The 20,460-nt window shown below is 69.7% G+C and carries 14 protein-coding genes and 2 pseudogenes; 9 read left to right on the top strand and 7 right to left on the bottom strand.

All coding sequences use genetic code 11. The features are described 5' to 3' along the window. Positions 1 to 71: 71 nt before the first annotated feature. Positions 72 to 280 (top strand): annotated as a pseudogene (locus AB0F04_RS22555) (amidinotransferase); the annotation flags it as partial. A gap of 184 nt (positions 281 to 464) precedes the next feature. On the opposite strand, the gene AB0F04_RS22550 reads toward AB0F04_RS22555, so the two are convergent. Both AB0F04_RS22550 and AB0F04_RS22545 read right to left on the bottom strand, forming a co-directional pair. Then, positions 465 to 875 carry a PIN domain-containing protein gene (locus AB0F04_RS22550; RefSeq protein WP_362043865.1) on the bottom strand — a complete coding sequence of 137 codons (411 nt, stop codon included), beginning with the start codon at positions 873 to 875 and terminating at the stop codon, positions 465 to 467. Then, positions 872 to 1,093 (bottom strand): type II toxin-antitoxin system VapB family antitoxin, encoded by a 222-nt coding sequence (locus AB0F04_RS22545; protein ID WP_362043863.1) that lies wholly within the window; start codon positions 1,091 to 1,093, stop codon positions 872 to 874. Before AB0F04_RS22545 ends, AB0F04_RS22550 begins: the two co-directional genes overlap by 4 nt. A 971-nt stretch (positions 1,094 to 2,064) precedes the next feature. On the opposite strand from AB0F04_RS22545, the pseudogene AB0F04_RS22540 reads away from it, so the two are divergent. The 4 genes and pseudogenes from AB0F04_RS22540 to AB0F04_RS22525 form a co-directional block, all read left to right on the top strand. After that, positions 2,065 to 2,380, top strand: a pseudogene (locus tag AB0F04_RS22540) (zinc-binding dehydrogenase); the annotation flags it as partial. Positions 2,381 to 2,965: 585 nt separating this feature from the next. Further along, positions 2,966 to 4,141 (top strand): GDSL-type esterase/lipase family protein, encoded by a 1,176-nt coding sequence (locus AB0F04_RS22535; RefSeq protein WP_362043861.1) that lies wholly within the window; start codon positions 2,966 to 2,968, stop codon positions 4,139 to 4,141. A 393-nt stretch (positions 4,142 to 4,534) separates the two neighbouring features. Then, positions 4,535 to 4,666, top strand: coding sequence for a hypothetical protein (locus AB0F04_RS22530; RefSeq protein ID WP_362043859.1), 132 nt, complete (start codon positions 4,535 to 4,537; stop codon positions 4,664 to 4,666). A gap of 512 nt (positions 4,667 to 5,178) precedes the next feature. After that, on the top strand, positions 5,179 to 6,768 hold the full coding sequence (locus AB0F04_RS22525; protein WP_362043857.1) for an RICIN domain-containing protein: 1,590 nt from the start codon (positions 5,179 to 5,181) through the stop codon (positions 6,766 to 6,768). A gap of 151 nt (positions 6,769 to 6,919) precedes the next feature. On the opposite strand, the gene AB0F04_RS22520 is transcribed toward AB0F04_RS22525, so the two are convergent. The 3 genes from AB0F04_RS22520 to AB0F04_RS22510 all read right to left on the bottom strand — a co-directional run bounded on the left by AB0F04_RS22520 (position 6,920) and on the right by AB0F04_RS22510 (position 10,973). Next, positions 6,920 to 8,248 (bottom strand): enolase C-terminal domain-like protein, encoded by a 1,329-nt coding sequence (locus tag AB0F04_RS22520; RefSeq protein WP_362044281.1) that lies wholly within the window; start codon positions 8,246 to 8,248, stop codon positions 6,920 to 6,922. A 75-nt stretch (positions 8,249 to 8,323) separates the two neighbouring features. Beyond that, a complete protein-coding gene (locus AB0F04_RS22515) occupies positions 8,324 to 9,661 on the bottom strand; it encodes a gluconate:H+ symporter (protein ID WP_362043855.1) in 1,338 nt (445 codons plus the stop codon). Between the two features lie 352 nt (positions 9,662 to 10,013). Beyond that, a complete protein-coding gene (locus AB0F04_RS22510) occupies positions 10,014 to 10,973 on the bottom strand; it encodes a 5-dehydro-4-deoxyglucarate dehydratase (protein WP_362043853.1) in 960 nt (319 codons plus the stop codon). A gap of 114 nt (positions 10,974 to 11,087) precedes the next feature. Between AB0F04_RS22510 and AB0F04_RS22505 the strand changes: the two genes are divergently transcribed. Further along, positions 11,088 to 11,876: an IclR family transcriptional regulator gene (locus AB0F04_RS22505; protein WP_362043851.1), complete on the top strand. Its 789-nt coding sequence runs from the start codon at positions 11,088 to 11,090 to the stop codon at positions 11,874 to 11,876. Between the two features lie 175 nt (positions 11,877 to 12,051). On the opposite strand, the gene AB0F04_RS22500 is transcribed toward AB0F04_RS22505, so the two are convergent. Beyond that, the gene (locus AB0F04_RS22500) at positions 12,052 to 13,422 is read right to left on the bottom strand and encodes a heparan-alpha-glucosaminide N-acetyltransferase domain-containing protein (RefSeq protein WP_362044279.1); all 1,371 of its coding nucleotides are present in this window, start codon (positions 13,420 to 13,422) and stop codon (positions 12,052 to 12,054) included. Positions 13,423 to 13,867: 445 nt separating this feature from the next. Between AB0F04_RS22500 and AB0F04_RS22495 the strand changes: the two genes are divergently transcribed. Beyond that, the gene (locus tag AB0F04_RS22495; protein ID WP_362043849.1) at positions 13,868 to 15,928 is read left to right on the top strand and encodes an alpha-L-fucosidase; all 2,061 of its coding nucleotides are present in this window, start codon (positions 13,868 to 13,870) and stop codon (positions 15,926 to 15,928) included. Positions 15,929 to 15,978: 50 nt separating this feature from the next. Here AB0F04_RS22495 and AB0F04_RS22490 read toward each other — a convergent pair whose 3' ends face one another. Next, positions 15,979 to 17,358: a DUF5933 domain-containing protein gene (locus AB0F04_RS22490; RefSeq protein WP_362043847.1), complete on the bottom strand. Its 1,380-nt coding sequence runs from the start codon at positions 17,356 to 17,358 to the stop codon at positions 15,979 to 15,981. A gap of 1,091 nt (positions 17,359 to 18,449) precedes the next feature. On the opposite strand from AB0F04_RS22490, the gene AB0F04_RS22485 reads away from it, so the two are divergent. Both AB0F04_RS22485 and AB0F04_RS22480 read left to right on the top strand, forming a co-directional pair. Then, positions 18,450 to 18,653, top strand: a complete 204-nt coding sequence (locus AB0F04_RS22485; protein WP_020119326.1) for a cold-shock protein — start codon at positions 18,450 to 18,452, stop codon at positions 18,651 to 18,653. A 179-nt stretch (positions 18,654 to 18,832) separates the two neighbouring features. Continuing rightward, a complete protein-coding gene (locus tag AB0F04_RS22480) occupies positions 18,833 to 20,317 on the top strand; it encodes a DEAD/DEAH box helicase (RefSeq protein ID WP_362043845.1) in 1,485 nt (494 codons plus the stop codon). Positions 20,318 to 20,460 lie beyond the last annotated feature (143 nt).

The following is a 20,460-nucleotide window of genomic DNA, read 5'->3' as shown; positions in this document are numbered from 1 at the left end:
GCGGGTGATCAGGTCACCGGCCTGAGTCCACTACCGGTGCAGCGGGTTCCCCAGGCGGAAGCGGCTGAGCCATGGCACGAGTACAGAGACCCGGCCGGTCAGCGGGAACAGTCGATGACGACGCCGAAGAGCGGCTCGTCTCGCCGGTCGGCTCGCACACGGAGTGGGATCCGCTGGAGGAGATCATCGTCGTGCGCCCGGAGAATGCAACGATTCCCTCGGCCATGCGGTGGTGACGTGCAGCGTGCCGCCGTGGTCCGGGCGGCTGCAGGCGCTCGCGCCCGCTGGTGGGTGTGTGCCTGGCCGGTCGGGCCAACCATGGCTCACTCAGCCGCTCCATGGCCGGGGCCGCGGCGGAACAGATCCCGGCCCAATGCGAGGGCGCCCCGCACCCACGTCTCCTGTCGGCTTCCGCCTTCTCCTTGATCGCCGCCTTCGGCCGACATCGGCGTGGAGGAAACGCGTCAGGTGATGTCGTGGACGTTGTGCTCGGTCAGTCCGGGCGCATGCCGGGCAACGGCACGGTAGTCGGCATCGTCGTGGAGCACAGCCAGGCCGTGGTGGGCCGCGGTGGCGGCGATGACGAGGTCGACCGCCGAGGCACTGCGGTGCTCCCCGGCCCGGGCCATACGGTGTTGCACCGCGCCGATCCAGCGCCCGGCGTTCTTCGGCACCGACACGTCTGGGTAGAGGTCGGTGAACATCTCCGCGATCTCGTCGTACTCACGTCCGTTGCGCGCACTGTGGAGAAACTCGGCGCGTTGCACGTAGCAAGATGCGATGGCCCCGACATCGATCGCGTCGTACCAGGCCGATTGCAGTTTCGGATCCCGGAGCAGTCGGACCAGACCGGACGTGTCGAGCAGGTAGATCACCGGCTGCGCTTCTCCGCCCGCTGCAGGCGCTCGGCGTCCTCGACCGCACCCCACTCACGCGCCCGCTCGAAGTGACGACTGATGCGCGCCGCACGCTCCTGCTGCTCGGCGTAGAAGTGCAGAGCGAGATTGACCGCCTCCTTCTTGGTCCTGACCTTGGCCAGAGCCATGGCGCGTTCGAGGGCGTCGTCATCGATGTCGATCTGCGTCACAGACATGTGGCACCTCCTCCGCGATGTTGGTGATGTACATAGAAGGATACGTCACCAACATTGCCAGGTCCCGATGTCGATCTCGATCCTGTGCAGCCGCGACGGACACTCCAGACCGGCCCGGGCGACGGTGCCGACCCCGCCAGTGCGAAGACGTCGCGTGCACGCGTGACGCAGTCCTGGTGGCGGCCGCGCCCATTGCGTGCCCGTAAGAGCGGACAATTACGGTCCACAGCGGGGTGATCAGGCCAGCGCAATGGCTTCAGCACGAGGAATCAGTGCAGGTCAGTAGCCATCCGGCCACCCAAGTGCCGTCGCTTCCAGAGCTGAGACCGCGAGTTCGACTCTCGTCACCCGCTCCCTGTGAACCCCCAAGCGGCCGCAACGCCGCGTCCGGGCTGGCCGATCGCCCGCGTTTCCGATGTAATTACATGAAAGTTCAAATTATTGCATGCGCAGTCGCCGCCCGTCTACTTCACCCCCCAAGGGGAGGAACCATGCGCGTTCACCGCCGAGCTGTGCGGTCGGCCGTTCTGGCCGCCACGCTCACCGCCGCCGGCCTGGTCGGCTTCACCCCGACATCCGCCGTAGCCGCGGCTTCGACCGCCTCCGCCATCCTGGCCCGCCGATGTCCCGTTCGCCGCCGCGCTCGACCGTAACGTCGTCTACTACGGAAGCCTTCGGGTCGACAACGGAACCTCCGTCACCTGCATCCCCGCCGACATCGACAACGTGACGTTGGATCAGACGAGCTGGCGGGTGAGCTTCACCACCCAGTACCAGGTCACAGCGGGAACCACCTACGACATCTCGGCCTGGGAGACAGGCCAGTGCAGCACCTACGTCCAAGCCTGGGGAAGGTGGACGAGGTCGCTTGGCGGTGTGACGGTGACCCCCACCGCCGCCGATGTCTCCAGTGGCGTCTACAGGGTCAGAATCGGATGAGTTGACGGCATGCGGGTTGCTCCCGCCCGGCCGGCGTCGCGCCCGTCATCGACGTCGACCCGCTGCCCGAGGCCCGCGAACGGGACCTCGTCTTCGGCGCCGGCCTCGCACTCGACCCCACCGACCCGTGATGCGCCGAAGCCGTGGGCCGGGCCACCGGCGGCCGCGGCCTCGGCGCCGCCTGCGATTTCGCGGGTCGTGACCCGGCTCATCCGCCTGGCCGCCGCCGGCAGGCTCGACCTGGCGCCCTCCATCACCGATCACATTCCCCGGCCAGAAGCGGCCGACGCCGTCATCCGACCGGAGAGGAAAACCGGCAACCCGATCCGCCTCGTCCTCACCCCGTGAATCGTCGAGAAGCTCAATAAGATCTTCGGGGCGAGCAGATCTGCCGCGTGCTTTCCAACTGCGCGGAATGGGCCGCACGGTCGAATCTCCAGCGTCTGCATTCTGCGACCGGCACTATTCGGGCCTGTCGAACCCGAGGCCAACTACTGCCCTCGACACCAGCTTCGACCGGCCGCTGGCCCCAACCCGTAGAGCTCCACTGACCTCGGACGGTTCAGTGCGTGCAGGCGGGCGGGCTGCCGCGCGGAAAGCTCACCACTCTGTCGATCACTCAGCGAACGGTTACGCACGAGTTCGGTCACCAATTCCCGGCCGGTCGCCCCTTTCCGGCGATTGCACGTGCCGTTGTGATCGTCCCTTTATCGAGTGCCCATACCCAAGTCGGTGTCCGTCTTGCTAGATTGAGCCCGCCTCCGAGACCCAAGTCGGGCACTTCTCGCTGCTCACGGAGGCGAATTCCCCCAAGCCTTCACCAAGGCTCCTTCGGATGCCTGAAGCCGTAGCGGCTGAGTTCGCTGCTTCCGGCCACGCTTCATGTCACGCCTTTCGGCATCCCCCCACTAACTGGAAAGCGCACGTACAGTGATGAGACCCCTTCAGCGTTTCGGCCCCGTGCTGGCCGTCTCCGCCGTGACGGCCGTACTGGGCATGCCCGGGCTTGCTATCGCCGACGAGGCGAGCGACGGCAAGGACACCACGTACTACATCTCGCTCGGCGACTCTCTGGCCACCGGCTACCAGCCGGACGTCGACAAGGACACCGACGTCGCCTACACCGACCAGCTCTACGCGCAGCTCAAGCAGCGCACCCCCGGACTGAAGCACATACGCCTCGGCTGCACCGCTGAGACCACCGAGTCTCTGATCAACGGCGGAAAGTGCGACTACCCGGACGCCAAGTCGCAACTGGACGCCGCCCTGAAGGCCATGGCACAGCACCAGGGCAAGGTGGCCTACGTGACCTTGAGCGTGGGCGCGAACGACATCCTCCTCAACTGCGTCAGTCCGGCCGGCGCCCTCGACGGGGCGTGCCTGAACAGCCGGAGCCAGGCCATGGGGAAGAACCTCGCCCAGATCGCGGGCGCGCTCCGCCAGGCGGGCACGAAGAACACCCAGTTCGTGGGCTCGACGTACTACAACCCGTTCCTGGCGGCCTGGATGCTGGGCGCCCCGGGGCAGCAGGCCGCCAAGGAATCGGCACCCCTGATCAAGGCCGCCAACTCGGGGATCACCCAGGTGTACAAGTCCGCCGGCTTCAAGGTCGCGGACGTGGCCGGGGCCTTCTCCTCGGACGACTTCACCACCAAGGTGAACGTGCCCGGCGCGGGCGAGGTGCCGGCGAACGTGGCCAAGATCTGCCAGCTGACCTGGGCCTGCACGAACAAGGACCCCCACCCCAATGCCGACGGCCACAAGGTGATCGCAGGCGCCTTCGCGGCGGAGCTCGCCAAGAGCGACGCGCCCGGTGCGGGAGAATCCCCGACCCCCAGCGAGCCGACCACGCCCGCTGCGAGCGAGTCCCCGACCCCCAGCGAGCCGGCCACACCTGATGCCGGCGCATCCCCGGCTCCCAGCGAGTCCGCCGCCCCCGGGGCCGGCAGCGACGCGGGTGCGAACAGCCCGACTGTCAACGGTGATCTCGCCGAGACCGGCGCGTCGAGCAACACTCCCGTCCTCGCGGGTGCGGCTCTCGCGGTCGTGGCGGTAGGCGCCGCCGCCGTCTACTTCGCGCGCAAGCGCCGTACGGGCGCGCAGAGCTGACGGAAGGTCAATAGCCCCTTTTTAGCAGCAGGCCGCTCGCCGTGTCGCGGGCGGCCTGCTCGGCTCGGCTGCGGACGGCCGGGGTCCGGGCCCCGGCCACTTGGGGGACCGTGGGGGAATCTTCGCGTAGGTGGTGCGGGTGACGACGCCGTGGGCCTCGAACTGGCGCCGCAGCCTGCTGGTCATGGGGTGGGACTAGTTCTGCTCGCCGCTGCCCGGGGACACGGGCCGGACCTCGTCATCACCGACGTCCGTATGCCACCCGGCCAGACGGACGAGGGGCTGAGGGCTGTCCGCCGACTCCAGTCCGAGCAGTCCGGGCTCGCGGTCCTCGTCCTCAGCCCAGTACGTCGAGCAGACCTTCGCCGAGGAACCGCTGAATGACCGCCGTGATTGCGTCGGACGGACTACCTGCTCAAGGAACGCAACGGCGATGTCGAGGAGTTCGCCGATGCCGTCACCCGCGTCGCCGCCGGGATCCACGTCGTCGACCCCGAAGTTCTCTCGCCCAGTCGGCGGCCCTGAACGATCGGCGCCGCAGTCGTCTCACCGAGGCGGCAGTGGCGTTTGGGCCGAGCGGCGGGGCAGCGGCATGGGCCGGGAAGTCCGCCGCGTGCAAACGTCCGCTGGTGCTTCGCCGTCGACTGCCGGTAGATCAACTGGGTCCGCTCCGAGGGCTGGCCTGCGCGGACCACAAGGTCTTTGGGGGTGTGATCGAGGCAGAAGAAAAGTGAATCTTCGCGGCAACCTTTCCGGCCTCCCCGACCACTCCGTGTTGTCCGGGCAGGTGGTCCGGTCAGAGGTAACGGTCGAAAGAGAGCACGAGCATGCCCCTTGAGGGAGATCACAGCCCCATCCCTCGGCCACCCACGTCTTCGGTGGCGTCCCGCGCCGGCGGACGCCGCGCCCGCGCCCGCGGTAGTCGCCCGATGCATCGTGGCCGTCGGTTGTTCGCGCGTCGGGGTTTCTGGGCGGCGGTCGTCATGGCTGTTGTGGCCGGCTCCACTGTTGTGATCAGCACTGCCTCAGCCGACACCGTGAATGCGCAGACGTGGTACGTGCTGGTCAACCGCAACAGCGGCAAGGCGCTGGACGGCCGCGCCTTCGAGAAGAACGACGGCACGGCGGTGGTGCAGTGGCGCCGCCACGGCGGAGCCAATCAGCAGTGGCGGTTCATCGACGCGGGTGACGGCTACTACCGGCTGCAGAACCGGAACTCCGGCAAGGTGCTGGACAACCGCAACTGGTCGAAGACCGCCGGCTCCGACATCGTGCAGTGGGGCGACCTGAACGGCACCAACCAGCAGTTCGAACTGGCGAAGTCGCCGGACGACCACGTGCGTTTGGTCAACCGCTTCAGCGGCATGGCCGTCGGGGTCAGCAAGGCTTCCAAGGCTGACGGGGGCGACATCGTCCAGTACCGCGACCGGGGCAGCGCCCATCAGCAATGGCAACTGGTGCCGGCCGGGAAGGTCGACAGCGCCGCAAACGAGGCTCCGAGCGGCACGCGCCCGTCGGCGCCGGCTCCTGCGGACGGTGGCGGCAGTGCGACGACGCGTTTCATGGGTAGCAGCAAGGTACTCATCGGCGGCTCGATGTCCGACGCCTCGGCGGCCGCCGCGCCGTTCGACGTGCGCTACGCCTATGTGCACAGCAAGCCCGCACCCTCGTCGGAGTATTACTCGGCGTCGCGTTGCCGGGATGACTACAAGGACTGGTGGGGTTGCTGGGGCGGCAGCACCACGGCTCCCGGCAGTTACGTGACCTGGTCGGACAACCAGGCGGCCAAGGCGACCTACAAGGGCAGTCCGCGCCCGCAGAAGTTCTTCTGGACCTGGTACTCATTGCGCGACCTCGGAGACATGGCAGGCGAGGGCGACGGCCCGGGCGAGGTCAAGGCCATCAACAGGGTCGATCTGCTGACCCGGTACATGAACGACTACCGTTTCTTCCTCCAGAAGATCGGCGACTCGCCCGACATGATCGACCTGGAGCCCGACTTCTGGGGCTACGTCCGGTCGCTCGGCGATCCGCACAAGGTTCCCGCGCAGGTCTCGGCCGCGAATCCGAAGGACTGCGGATCGCAGGAGAACAGCGCCGCCGGACTCACCCGCTGCCTGATCTCGATGGCGCACAGGTACGCGCCGAACACCACGGTGGGGCTGCACCTCTCCTGCTGGGACTGGCAGAGCAACATGCAGAAGTGCGCCCAGGACTACGCCAAACTCGGGGCGCAGGGAGCCGACTTCCTGGTCGCCGACGTGTCGGACCGCGATGCGGGCTGGTACGCACAGCCGGCCAACGGCGGACACGACAACTTCTGGACCGACAAGAAGGCCGAAGCCGCGCTGGGGTTCTACAAGACGATGGCCGAGTCCGTGGGCAAGCCGGTCGTCCTGTGGCAGATCCCCGTGGGCAACATGGCGCAGAACAACACCCGCAACCATTACAAGGACGACAAGGTGGATTGGTTCTTCGCGCACATGGACCAGGTGGCGGACGCGCATGTCGCCGCCCTGCTGTTCGGTGCGGGGCACCATGAACAGACGTCGATCGAGAGCGACGGCGGAAACCTGATCCGCAAGACGATCGCCTATCGCAACTCGGGCGGTGTGGCGCTCAAGTAGGCGGATGCTCGAAGGCTCGAACCCGGCCCCGTCTCTTCGACGGGGCCGGGTTCGTCCTCATCGCCGGCTGAGGATGTGTCGGCCGGTGCCGGCCCATACTGCCGTCAAGGTGGCGCCCGTCGAGGCGGCCTTGGCGGAGGAGACTCGTCGCCTACCGCACCAGGCAGGGACGCTTGCCGTCGAACTTCCAGTCAGGGATGAGGTATTGCATGGTGACGGCGTCATCGCGCGCTCCCAAAGCCTTCTCGCGGTAGAGCTCGTGGGCCGCGAGAAGCCGGTCCATGTCGAGGCGGACGCCCAGCCCCGGACTGTCCGGGACGGCGATCTCACCACCGACGATGCGCGGCGGGTCGGTGGTGAGCCGTTCCAGTCCCTCCTGCCAGATCCAGTGTGTGTCCAGGGCGTTGTACTCGCCAGGGGCAGCGGCGCCGCAGTGGGTCACCATGGCCAGGGAGATGTCGAAGTGGTTGTTGGAGTGGCAGCCCCAGGTCAGGCCCATCGCGTTGCACAGCTGCGCCACCCGCACAGAGCCCTGCATGGTCCAGAAGTGCGGGTCGGCCAGCGGGATGGAGACCGACTGGAGGGCCAGGGCGTGGGCCATTTGGCGCCAGTCGCAGGCGATCATGTTGGTCGCGGTGGGAAGGCCGGTGGCGCGCCGGAACTCGGCGAGGATCTCCCGTCCGGAGTAGCCGCCTTCGGCTCCGCAGGGGTCCTCGGCGTAGGCGAGCGTGCCGACCAGGGGACGGCACAGCTCGATCGCCTCGCGCAGTGACCACGCGCCGTTCGGGTCGAGGGTGATCCGGGCTTCGGGGAAGCGGTTTTTCAGGGCGCGGACGGCCCTGACCTCCTCGGCGCCCTCCAGGACGCCTCCCTTGAGCTTGAAGTCCCGGAAGCCGTAGAGGTCGTAGGCGGCCTCGGCCTGACGGACGATCGCTTCCGGCGACAGGGCCTCCTCGTGCCGGACCCGGTACCACTCCACCGGGGAGTCGGGTTCGCGCACGTACTCCAGGTCGGTCCGGTCCGGGTCGCCGACGTAGAAGAGATAGCCCAGCACCCTGACGGAATCCCGCTGCTGGCCGTCGCCCAGGAGCGCCGCGACGGGCACGTCGAGGTGCTGCCCGAGGAGGTCGAGCAGCGCCGACTCGACGGCGGTGACCGTGTGGACAGTGGTCCGCAGGTCGAAGGTCTGGGCGCCCCGTCCGCCGGCGTCGCGGTCGGCGAACCGGTCGCCGATCTCGCGCAGGACGCGCTTGTAGTCGCCCACCTTCGCCCCGACGACCAGCGGCTCGGCGTCACGCAGCGTCCGCGTGATCTGCTCTCCGCCGGGCACCTCCCCCAGCCCGGTACGTCCCTCGGAGTCGGTGAGGACGACGACGTTGCGGGTGAAGTAGGGGCCGTGCGCGCCGGAGAGGTTCAGCTCCATGCTGTCCCGGCCGGCGACCGGGTAGACGGAGAACGCCGTGACGGTCGGCTGTCCGATGCTCATCGGGTGCCCTTCTGCGGTGAGGTGGTGCGGGGGAGGGATCGAGGTTCTGGGTACGGGAGGTGTGCGAGGTCAGACGTTGAGGACGTCGAGGGCCCACTCGGCCACCAGGACACCGCCCAGGCCGAGGACGGCGAGCACCGTCGTATAGGTGGTACGGACCTTGATCGCCTCGATGACGGAGAGGTTGAAGTACTCCTTGAACAGCCAGAATCCCGGGTCGTTGACATGGGAGCAGGCGATGGAGCCGCAGGCGACGGCAAGCACCATCATCTCCGGGTGGACCCCGCTGCCCGCCAGGAGCGGCAGCACCACGCCGGAGGCCGTGACGACGGCGACCGTCGCCGAGCCGAGCGCTACGCGGAGGATGACGGCGACGAGCCAGGCGAGGACGATCGGCGAGATGGACCAGCCCTCCGTCGCGTCCTTGATGTAGTCGGAGATCCCGCCTTCGACGAGGACGTTCTTGAAGGCGCCGCCGGCGCCGATCACCAGGAGGATCATCGCCATCGCCTGGGCCGCCGAGGTGCAGGAGGCGCCGACGTCGTTCAGGCTCCGGCCGATCCGCGGTCCGAACGCCCAGACCGCCAGGCACAGGGTCAGCAGCAGCGCGATCGGCGCCGAACCGATGAAGGTGACGAAGTGCAGGAACGGGCTCTCGGCGGAGGTGGCCATGTCGGTCACGGCGGCGGCCACGATCAGCGCCACGGGGAAGAGCGCCACGAACAGCGACCAGCCCAGCCCGGGCATCTCCTCGTCGGTGAACTCGCGCTCGCTGACCAGGCCCTTGGGGATGGACGGGGTCATCGCCTTGATGAACGGAAGGCGAGGCCAGGTCAGGGCGATGAGCGCACCGGCGGGAACGGCGATGAACAGGCCGTAGAACAGGGTCAGTCCGACGGAGGCGTGGAAGGTCGCGGCGACGGCGGTGGGGCCGGGGTGCGGCGGCAGGAAGCTGTGCATGGTGGACAGGGCGATGGACATCGGCAGACCGACCCACAGCAGTTTCGCACCGGTGACCCTGACCAGGGTGAACGCTATGGGCACCACGATGATGAACGCGACCTCGTAGAACATGGTCACGCCGATCAGCATGGACGTGACGACCATGGCCACCTGCACCCAGCGCGGGCCGAAGGCGTCGAGGAGCTTGCCGGCTATGCGCTGTGCGGCGCCGGAGTCCCCCATGACGCGGCCGACCATGGCGCCGAGTCCGATGGTGAGCATGGTGTCGCCGATCTGGCCCCCGATGCCTTCGGAGAGGACGTCCGGGATGGTCGCGACCGGGATTCCCCGGACCAGTGCGACGCCGACCGCCACGAGCAGGAGGGCCGCGAAGCCGTTGACTCTCAGCCTGGTCATGAGGAGAAGCAGAATCAGAACACTGATCCCGACTACGAGGAGAGGCATGGCAGTTCCCCTTTGAACTGTTGAGCGAGCAGTCGGAGGCTCCGTCGTCTCTGTGCACGGTCCGATCGGTGTACGGCGTGATCGGCCGCACGCCCCGGAGGAGCGGTAGGGCGCTGACGCGTGGCACTGCGGGTGATGCGGGCGGCGCGGTAGGGCGGCGGCTGTGGCCGTACCGGCCCACGGGGGGGAGCGAGGAGAGACCACTGGATTGCGGCCCGGGGCTGCTTCGAGCCCGGCTCCGGGCCAGGCCGTGGCTCACCTGGCGGGCACGCCGGCTGCCCGCGGGTTCGTCAGGCGGGCACGACGGGCGCCCGCGGCTCGGCCGGGCGGGCACGAAGGGTGCCCGGGTTCGTCAAGCGGATCGCCGTACGGCGCCGACCAGGCTCAGGCCGTGGTCCAGCACCTTCTCCAGGTCGGCGAGGTCGATCGGGCCGGGGTCGGTGAGCGGGGCGCGCACCGGGCCGACCGGGAGGCCACGCAGCCGGGCGGCGGCCTTGACCAGAGAGACGGCGTAGCCCGGCACCCGGTCGCGCAGTTCGACCAGCGGGACGTAGAACTCGCGCAGGAGCGTGGTCACGCCCGCGTCGTCCCCGTCCCGCAGAGCGGCGAAGAAGGCGTTCGCGATCTCGGGCGCGAAGGCGTGGACCGCGGACGAGTAGGCGGGGACGCCGACGGTGGCGTAGGCGCGCGCCTGGATCTCGGCGGTGGCGGCGCCGTTGAAGAAGAGGAAGCCGTCGGGCGCGGCGAGCGTGAGGCGCTGGAGCCGGTCGAGGTCGCTGTGTCCGTCCTTCAGGCCGACGACGGTGGGGATTTGCGCGATCCGGCGCAGGCTGTCAGCGGTGAAGGCGACCTGGCCGCGCTGGTACGCGATGAGCGGCAGCCGGGTGCCGGCGGCGATCCGGCGCAGCTGCTCCACCAGACCGTCCTGCGGGGCCCCGACGAGGTAGTGCGGCAGTACCAGCGCGGCGTCCGCACCGGCTTCCTCCGCGATTCGGGCGAACCGCAGCGCCTGCGCCCAGCCGTAGCCGATGCCCGCGACCACCGGCACCCGCCCGTCGGCGACCTCGACCGTGGTCCGCACCACCGCCCGGTACTCGTCCTCGTCCAGCGAGAAGAACTCTCCGGTACCGCAGGCCGGGAACACCGCGCCGGGTGCGGTGGCCAGCCGGTCGGCCAGATACGCCCGGTACGCGTTCAGGTCGAGGCCGCCGTCGTCGCCGAAGCTCGTGAGGGGGAAGGACAGCACCCCGCTCGCCATCCCGTCACGGAGCCGCTGGGCGACCTCTGCGGCCTCCGCGCTGATCTCTGCCATGAGTCCATCCCTGTATGCGGACGACGTCTACGTATGCAGATGGAGGTTAGGTTGGTGAACGGAAGGGGTCAATGGGTGTGCAGGCACGGATTGACGCGCACTTACGATGGGCCCATGTCGGAGGGGAAAGGCGTCCGCGGCGTGAAGTCGGCGGCCCGGACCGTCGCGCTGCTGGAACTGCTCGCCGCGCGGGGCGAGCAGCCCTCACGCCTGGACGAGCTCGCGGAGGACCTGGGCGTGCCCCGCAGCAGCATGTACCAGCTGCTGCGGACCCTCGTCGATTGCGGCTGGGTCCGCACCGATGCCACCGGCTCCCTCTACGGCATCGGGATCCGCGCGCTGCTCACCGGCACCAGCTACCTTGACGGCGACCGGCGCATCCGTGCGGTCCGCCCGTACCTCGATGAGGCGTCGGAAGCGCTGGGCGAGACGATCCACATGGCACGGCTCGACGGCCCGGATGTCGTCTACCTCGCCACCCGGGAGTCCCACGAGTACCTGCGCACCATCAGCCGGGTCGGCCGCCGCGTCCCAGCCCACGCCGGAGCCCTCGGCAAGGCGCTGCTCGCCGAGCGGGCCGACGACGAACTGCCCTTCGCGGACGGGCCATTGACCGCCCTCACGGAGAACACGCACACCGACCGCGCCGCACTGCTCGCCGACCTGGCCCGGGTGCGCGAGCGCGGCTACTCCATCGACCGCGAAGAGACGGTGACCGGTATCGCCGGATTCGGCTTCGCCCTGCGGTACGACACACCGGCCACCGACGCCATCAGTTGCTCGGTTCCGGTGGCCCGGCTGACCCGGGAGCACGAGGTCCACATCGTCTCCGTGATGCGGGATGCGCGAGCGAAGATCGAAACCCACCTTCCGCCCGTCTCAGGGGTACCCGAATGGCGCTGAGGCCGCACGGCGTGCCCCTAGGGGCGGACAACGGCCGTGGTGGGCCGCGGTGGCGGCGATGACGAGGTCGGCCGCCGAGGCACTGCGGTGCTCACCGGCCTGGGACATACGGGGAAACTCGGGGCGTTGCACGTAGCAAGACGCGATGGCCCCGATCGATCGCGTCGTCCCGCCGTCACGACCGGTTTGGCTCCGGGTCGGGCATGGTCGCGGTTGCGGCACCGGGGCCGGGGACGGGGACGGCAAGGGCGGCGGACGTCCGCGTGGAGGTCCAGTGCAGCAGGCGCTCGAGCGGGCCGCGGCCCAGGAAGCGGCGCCACAGGCCGCAGATCGTCACGGCACCGAGGACGAAGCCGAGCAGCGGCACCCAGGGGTGCGCGGCCATGGCCTCCTCCGACGGCAGGAACCGCAGCGTCACCACCTGGGCCGCGTACGCGGTCAGGGACAGCGCCCCGACAGCCGTGAGCGGCGCGAGCAGCGTGCGGAAGCGGTCGCCGGCGAGCAGGCAGAGCGCGAGAACCGCCAGGGCCCAGCCGCCCGAGCCGACGATCTCGAACGGGGTTCCGCTGTGAGGGCCGTCGAGCAGCAGCCTCGCCGGAGTGTCGGTGGGGACGGTTCCGAGGTTCGACCTCTGCATCAGTTCCAGCGGGTCCTTGCCGAGTCCGGCGGCCACCGGACGCATGAAGTCCAGCGTCGGCCGAAGGGCCTCGATGCCCCCGAAGACGTGCAGCGCCAGCCAGGAGCCGCCGCTTCCGGCGACGGCGAGCGCGACACCTGCGGCGAGCAGCCGGAGGCGGATCGCTGCCGAGCGGAGGTCGAGACGTCCGACGGCGAGCCCGGCGAGCACGAGCGGCATCCAGGTCATGACCGGATAGGTGCCTTCCAGCAGGAGGCGGACGAGGCCCGATCCGGCGTCGGACAAGGACGTGAGGTCACTGAACATCAGGGCGCCCCCGCTGGTGCCGACGTTCCCTTCCACCTCGCGCCGGATGAAGAACGACATGACCGGCCCGGCCACCGCCCAGGCGGCGGCGAGGACCGCGAGACGGCTGGGCGGCACGCGGAGGAGCGGCAGCGCCAGCAGGAAATAGAGGGCGTAGAACGACAGGATGACGACGACCTCGGTGCTGATCTGCGCCAGTGCCATTCCGAGGACGAAAAGGATCGCGGCGCGCACGGCGATCCGGGCTCGGTCCCTTCGCCGTGCCACACCGTCGTGCGGCCGGCTGCCTCCGGTCAGCAGGGCCAGTGAGACCCCGGCGAGGGTCGCGAACAGGATCGACGCGTGCCCGTCGCTGACAGCCCCCAGGAATTCGGCAGGGGCACCTGCTGTCCGCCCGCGTCCGGACAGGATCAGGGCCGGGCCGATGTGCGAGACGAACATGCCCAGAACAGCCAGTGCCCGCGCCAGATCCACCCCGTCGAGACGACCGTTCTTCGGTGGAATCGACGGCGAGAAACCGCGGGCCGAATGCTCGGTTCCGCGTCCGTTGATGAGGTCATGCGAGCAAGCTAAGTGGTGAGCCGGGCCACGCTCGCCGAACACGTTCGCCAAACCGAGAGCATCAACTCGATGTGATGCCATTGGCATGTCAGCCGTCATGCGGTTCCTCGAACACGGCCAGAGAGCCGTCCCGCTCGAACCGCGGCACGCGGGGCCGTGGAGTTTCCCGGGACGGCGACCGCTCGGCTGAGTCCGGCTCGGCGTGAAGCTCTCTCCCTCAGTGGACGCTGTCCAGCTTGGCCCGCTGTTCCGGGGTCACTCCGCCACGGCGGCGCCGGTGAGGGGCGGCGAGGGGACGATAGATCCGAGCTATTTCGGCGGTCCAAGCGGGCGTCGCGAGTGAGCGACGGACTGATCCTGACCATACTGCCTACGAAACAGGCAAATTGACGAGTTGATGTCGCACCCCTGGACGCCACAGTTGCGCGGCATCTATAAATTCATCCGATGTAACCGATCTGGCGACCCAGGACCCAGGAGCCGCACCATGTCCTCTGCACCCCTGAGCAGACGTTCTCTGATCAAGGCCGCGGCGCTCGCCGGAGGCGTCGTGGCCTTCGGGCTGCCGCAGGCCCTGCTGCCCGCCACCGCCGAGGCCTACTCCGTCCCGTCCAAGATGGACTGGTGGTACCAGGCCCGGTTCGGGATGTTCATCCACTTCGGGTCCTACTCCTACCTCGGCCACGGTGAATGGGCGTTCAGCAACGGCTGGACCAAGGGCGACTACCAGACCCAGGTGTCCGCCAAGTTCAACCCCACCGCGTTCGACGCGGCGGCCATCGCTCAACTGGCCGCGGACGCCGGGATGAAGTACCTGGTGATCACCGCCAAGCACCATGAGGGCTTCGCCATGTGGGACACCAACGTCCCCGGGTTCACCGACACCACCGGCACCAAGCTCTACAACATGCACGACTACGCCGGTGTCCAGGGTGATCTGCTGGCCGCGCTCAAGACCGAGTGCGAGGCGCGGGGCGTCAAGTTCGGGCTCTACTACTCGATCCTGGACTGGAACCACCCTTCCCAGACCATCCGGGGCGGCGGTCTCACCGCCATGGCCTCGACGGCCGCCCGCACGGGTTACATCGCGGACATGAAGGCCCAGCTGCAGGAGCTGCTGGACCGCTACGACCCGGCACTCCTGTGGTTCGACGGCGACTGGTTCGGCGAACCCGCGAGCCCCACCCTCCAGGACTGGTGGCTCAAGTCGGACGGTGTCGACCTCTACAACTGGCTGATCGCCCGCAAGCCCGGGCTCGTCGTCAACGAACGGGTCAAGCGGGACCTCGGGCTCGGCGACTACGCCGTCGCGGAGTTCGGCTTGCCCGCCGCGCCGCTGGACCGCCCGTGGGAACGGTGCGACACCATGAACGGTGCCTGGGGATACAACGCGGGCCAGGAGAACTCCTACCGGCCCGTCAAGGACTTCGTCCAGGAGCTCGTCACGTGCGTCTCGCGGGACGGCAACTTCCTGCTGAACATCGGGCCCAAGGGCGACGGCTCGGTCACCGCCGGATCCGTGACCGTTCTGCGCGGCATGGGCTCGTGGATGGCGACGTACGGCGACAGCGTGCACGGAGCCACGGCGAGCCCCTTCGCCACCGACCCCTCCTGGGGCACGGCCACCAAGAAGAACGGCAAGCTGTTCGCCCACGTCTTCTCCTGGCCCACGGGCGGTGTGCTCCAGATTCCCGCGCTCACCAACACGATCAACCGCGTCTACCTGATGAACAACCCCTCCGCTTCCCTCGGTTACACCGTCAGCGGCGGCCGGATCAGCGTCACCGTCCCGGCCACCGCCCCGGACGCCGGCGACTCGGTGGTGTGCGTCGAGGTCAGCGGCGTCCCCCAGGCCGCCGTCGGAGCCCGGGTGACGGTGTTCCAGGACGTGGGGTACTCCTCAACGAGCGCCGAACTGAAGCTGGGCGGCTACACCTCCTCCCAGCTGTCGGCCGCGGGGGTGGGGCGCGCGGCCATCTCCTCGCTGAGGGTGCCCCAGGGGTACCGGGTGACGGGCTACTCCGGGGACAACTTCAGCGGCACGGCCTGGACGTTCACCTCCGACAACCCCGACCTGCGAGCGACCGGCAACAACGACGCCATCGTCTCGCTGAAGGTCACGCTCGATCCGGCCACGTACTTCCGGCTGACCAACGTCACGAGCGGGCTGGCCCTGGACAGTGGCGGCAACGTCGCCAGTGGCTCGAACCTCAAGCAGTGGACGCCGGTCGCCAGCACCAACCTCCAGTGGCAGGCCGTCGACCTCGGCAACGGCTACTACCGGCTGGTCAACCGCACCAACGGCATGGTCGCCGACGGCTGGGGGGCGACCGGCGACGGCTCTCCCGCCCGGCAGGCGGCCTGGAACGGCGGCGACAATCAGCAGTGGCAGATCACGGACCGCGGCAACGGCCAGTACTCCATCGCCAACCGCACCACCGGACTGGTCCTCGACGGCGGCGGACAGGTCCCCTCCGGATCCGTGACCAAGCAGTGGACCTGGGTGAACAGCACCAACCTGCTGTGGACCTTCCAGCCCGTCTCCTGACCGGCCCACCCCGGCCCCTCCCGGGGGCCGACGGCGAGACCCCGCCGGGATCACCCCGCGACGGCGTCCCTCGGTGCGCTGTCCGCTTCCGGGGTCCCGTGGGCGTCCGGTGACCCGGCGGGGCCCGGGACGGAGACCAGCGGACGGGCCGCCCACCCGCGGGTGACCCGGACGTAGCCGTAGATCACCGAGGTCATCGCCAGGATGAGGAGAGGCCCGGCCACCTCGGGAAGGGTGGCCATCTCCATCGGCAGGTAGCGGTAGGACACCAGGAGGGCGGCGAAGACCGCTGTGCCGTAGGCGACCAGCTGGATGCCCGACCGGTCCCAGCCGCGCTGCTGTGCGCGCAGGGCCGCCTCGATGGTCAGGGCGAACACCACGCCGGCGACCAGGTCCACGCCGTAGTGGTAGCCGAATCCCAGCGTCGCGGCGAGCGTGACGACCAGCCAGAACGTGCCCGCGAACCGCAGCAGCCGCGGGGCCCGGCGGGTGTGGACGAAGATCGCGACGGCCCAGGCCGTGTGCAGGCTGGGCATGCAGTTGCGGGGCGTGATGCCGTCGTACGTCATCGGGGCCGGGGTGCTGACCGGCAGCGCCGTGTGCGGCCACAGGTTGGCCGTCGCCCATTCCACACCGCCGGTGCCGGAGGCGCCCGGGCCGTAGGCGAAGACCGGCCCGACCACCGGGAAGAGCATGTAGATGCCCGGCCCGAGGAGGCCGATCACCAGGAAGGTGCGCACCAGGTGGTGGCTCGGGAAGCGGCCCTCGGTCGTCACGTCGCGCAGCTGGTAGAGGGCGACGACGACGGCGGCCACCGCGAGCTGGCCGTAGACCAGTTGGAGCAGGTGGGTGCTGAACGGCGCCGTGGCCTCGACGAGACGGCCCGCCGCCCAGGACGGGTTGCCCAGCGCGTGATCGGCCGTCGCCACGTACTGGTCGAGCACCGTCGGGCGGGTCTTCGCCGTGATGAAGAGCCAGGTGTCGCCCGTCTTGCGGGCCGCCACCAGCAGCAGGCCCAGTCCGACGCCCTTCAGCAGCAGGACGCGTTCACCGCCGGTGCGGCGCGTGACGGCGACCACCGCGAAGCCCAGCATCACCCACAACGCGCCCGTGCCCACGGAGTGGCCCTCGACCGTCTCGGCGCCGGCCGCCCGGCGCACGAGCAGCAGGACGGCGTCGATACCGAGCGCGGTGCCGGCCGCGATGAACCGTTGCCGCCAGGTGAGCACCACCATCATCAACGCCAGACCGCCGTACAGCGGCCCCGGCTTGGGGGCGAAGACCAGCGCCCCCACCTGGGTGCTGACCGGTCCGGGCTCGCCGTAGCGGCGGGCGGCGATCTCCAGCACGACGAGGAACGCGAGAGCCACCACGGCTGCCGCGCCCCACAGCACCGCGCGCCGATGGCGCCACGCACCCCACGACGTCATGCCGCTTATTCGCGAAAACACCCGCGATTCCCTGGCTGTCAATCTTTTGGCCGATTCATCCGAATGGCTGGGTAGATGGAGCGATGGGGGGACCATCGCGAGTTCGAACATGCTAGCGGAGTCCACCGGGTCGGCCGCCCTGCCGCCGACCACTCCTGCCCTCTGCCGGGCGGCGACGTCCGCCCGGCGCCGCCCCCCCCCTCGCGAACTCACCCGCACCGCGGTCCGAACCCATCCCACGACCGCCCGGGACCGGCTGTGGGGCGGCCAGGCGTTCAGCGTCGTGACCGCCGGCGCGTCCCGTACCGGCGCCGCGGCAAGGCCCGCGCGCAGTCGGGTCCGGAAGGACTCCGGCGCGATCCGGCAGGCGCGGCCGAGGGCGATCAGCTGGAGCAGCTGTGTGAGGTCGCGGGCCTGGGGACCGGGGACGGCCGGGCAAGGGCCGTCGGGGGCCGGGCCGGGCCGGCGCGGCATCGGCGGTTCGGTGGGGCCGGTGAGGTCGGCCGTGCGCAGACGGGGCGGGCCGGCGAGAGGGTGTCCGGCCGGTGCAGCCCCCCGGTCACGGTCACGAAGTACCGCAACTCCCCTGTATCCACGCCGTGATGGTACTGCGCCGCGCTGGATCGATACCGGCGTCGTATCGCCGCCGGCCTGCCCGACCGGCCCCCGCTGGCCGTTGCCGGCGTCGGCGCCGGATCGCGCCCCCGCCAGGGGATGTGACCTTTGTCGCCGGGGAGGCGTCCCGGCGCGTTCACCGGCGCGGCGCTCACCGACGGCGGCGACAGCGGCAGATCTCCTGTCGGCGGAGGTCACAGGGCCGGCACGCGAAGACGCGCCAGGAAGACCCGTGCCCGCGGAGGGCAATATCTGTGCCCTCAAAATGAGAAATAGAATCGGGGCCCGCCGAATATTCCTCGATCATCCGCCGGATCGGGATTTTCGGTCGACGCGGCGCCGAACCCACCGTGCTACTGTCGATCTCAGTTGCAGGTGTGGTTGCCAGAAGGTTCATTTCCTACGGGGTAATCATCACGGCGACACGGAATTCACAGAAGGTGGATTCCTGAAACCGCCTCCGAAGGAGAAACAAAATGGCTACTGGCACCGTGAAGTGGTTCAACTCTGAAAAGGGCTTCGGCTTCATCGAGCAGGACGGCGGCGGCGCCGACGTCTTCGCCCACTACTCGAACATCGCCGCCCAGGGCTTCCGCGAGCTGCTGGAAGGCCAGAAGGTGTCGTTCGACATCGCGCAGGGCCAGAAGGGCCCGACGGCCGAGAACATCGTGCCCGCCTGACATCGGCGCTCGCGCACATCTCGCAGCTGGGGCCCGCACCTGAAGGGGTGCGGGCCCCAGCTCGCTGTTTTCCCCGCCGGCCCGACCCGGCCGCATTCACATCGGCTCGTCTCGAGATTCTCTGCGCCGCTCCTCTGCTGCGGATTTCCTTGCTACGCGCCCCGTCAAGGAGGTCTCGCATGAAGCGTGCCCGCACATCCCGTTCCCGTGACCGTTTCGCGCGGGGGGACGGTGCCGACCGCCGCTCCGCTGCTCCGCGCCGCACCAGGAGTCAGACAAGCCGCCGCGGCCCCCAGGGCGAGTTCGCCCCGCCGGAGACGGTCACGCCCCCGCTGCCCGCCGTCGAGTCGTTCGCCGATCTCGGCCTGCCCGCACGGCTGTCGGCCACACTCGGCCGCGAGGGGCTGACCGCGCCGTTCCCGATCCAGGCGGCGACCCTGCCGAACTCCCTGGCCGGCCGGGACGTCCTCGGCCGTGGCCGGACCGGCTCGGGCAAGACCCTGGCCTTCGGTCTCGCCCTGCTGGCCCGGACGGCGGGGCGGCGTGCCGAGCCGCGGCAGCCGCTCGCCCTGGTCCTGGTACCGACGCGCGAGCTGGCCCAGCAGGTCACCGACGCCCTCACTCCGTACGCCCGCTCCGTGAGCCTGCGGCTGGCCACCGTCGTCGGCGGGATGTCCATCGGCAGGCAGGCCGGTGCGCTGCGCGGTGGCGCCGAGGTCGTCGTCGCCACGCCCGGACGCCTCAAGGACCTCATCGACCGGGGCGACTGCCGTCTGGACCACGTCGACATCACCGTCCTCGACGAGGCCGACCAGATGACCGACATGGGCTTCATGCCGCAGGTCACCGCCCTGCTCGACCAGGTGCGGCCGGGCGGGCAGCGGATGCTGTTCTCGGCCACCCTGGACCGCAACGTCGACCGGCTGGTGCGCACGTACCTGCACGACCCGGTGGTGCACTCCGTCGACCCCTCCGCGGGCGCCGTCACCACGATGGAGCACCACGTACTCCATGTGCACGACGCGGACAAGCACCGGACGACGACCGAGATCGCGGCGCGGGACGGCCGAGTGATCATGTTCCTGGACACCAAGCACGCGGTCGACCGATTGACCCTGCACCTGCTGAGCAGCGGTGTCCGCGCAGCGGCCCTGCACGGCGGCAAGTCCCAGCCGCAGCGGACGAGGACCCTTGCCCAGTTCAAGAGCGGGGACGTGACGGTACTGGTGGCCACGAACGTCGCGGCGCGCGGGATTCACGTCGACAACCTCGACCTGGTCGTCAACGTGGACCCGCCCAGTGACCACAAGGACTACCTGCACCGGGGCGGCCGTACGGCCCGCGCCGGTGAGTCGGGCAGCGTGGTCACCCTGGTGACGCCGGGCCAGCGTCGCGGTATGAGCCGGCTGATGATGTCGGCGGGCATCACCCCCCGGATCGCCCAGGTGCGCTCCGGCGAAGCGGAGCTGACCCGCATCACGGGTGCCCAGGCCCCTTCCGGCGTCCCGGTGGTCGTCCCCGCGCCCCGCGCCGAACGCCCGCGCGGCGCGTCCGCCTCGTCCCGGAGCCGCCGGGGCCGCCGCCCCGCCGGTCAGGGCCGTCCCGCCGGGGAAGCGGCGCGCCCCAGGGCACAGCGGCGAACCGGCTCCGGCTCGGCCGCGTAGAGTCCGGCCCGCCCGCCTCTGACGGGCCAGGCCCATCGGGCGGGCCTTGACGACCACCACCACAGACCAGTGAGGGCCCTGCCGACGCGCGTCGGCAGGGGGCGCGCGGGCGGGGGGGCCCGGGGGGGGGGGGCGCATGGTGC

Source organism: Streptomyces sp. NPDC029041, assembly GCF_040637515.1.
Classification (GTDB): domain Bacteria; phylum Actinomycetota; class Actinomycetes; order Streptomycetales; family Streptomycetaceae; genus Streptomyces.
This window is presented reverse-complemented; position numbering and strand designations above follow the sequence as displayed.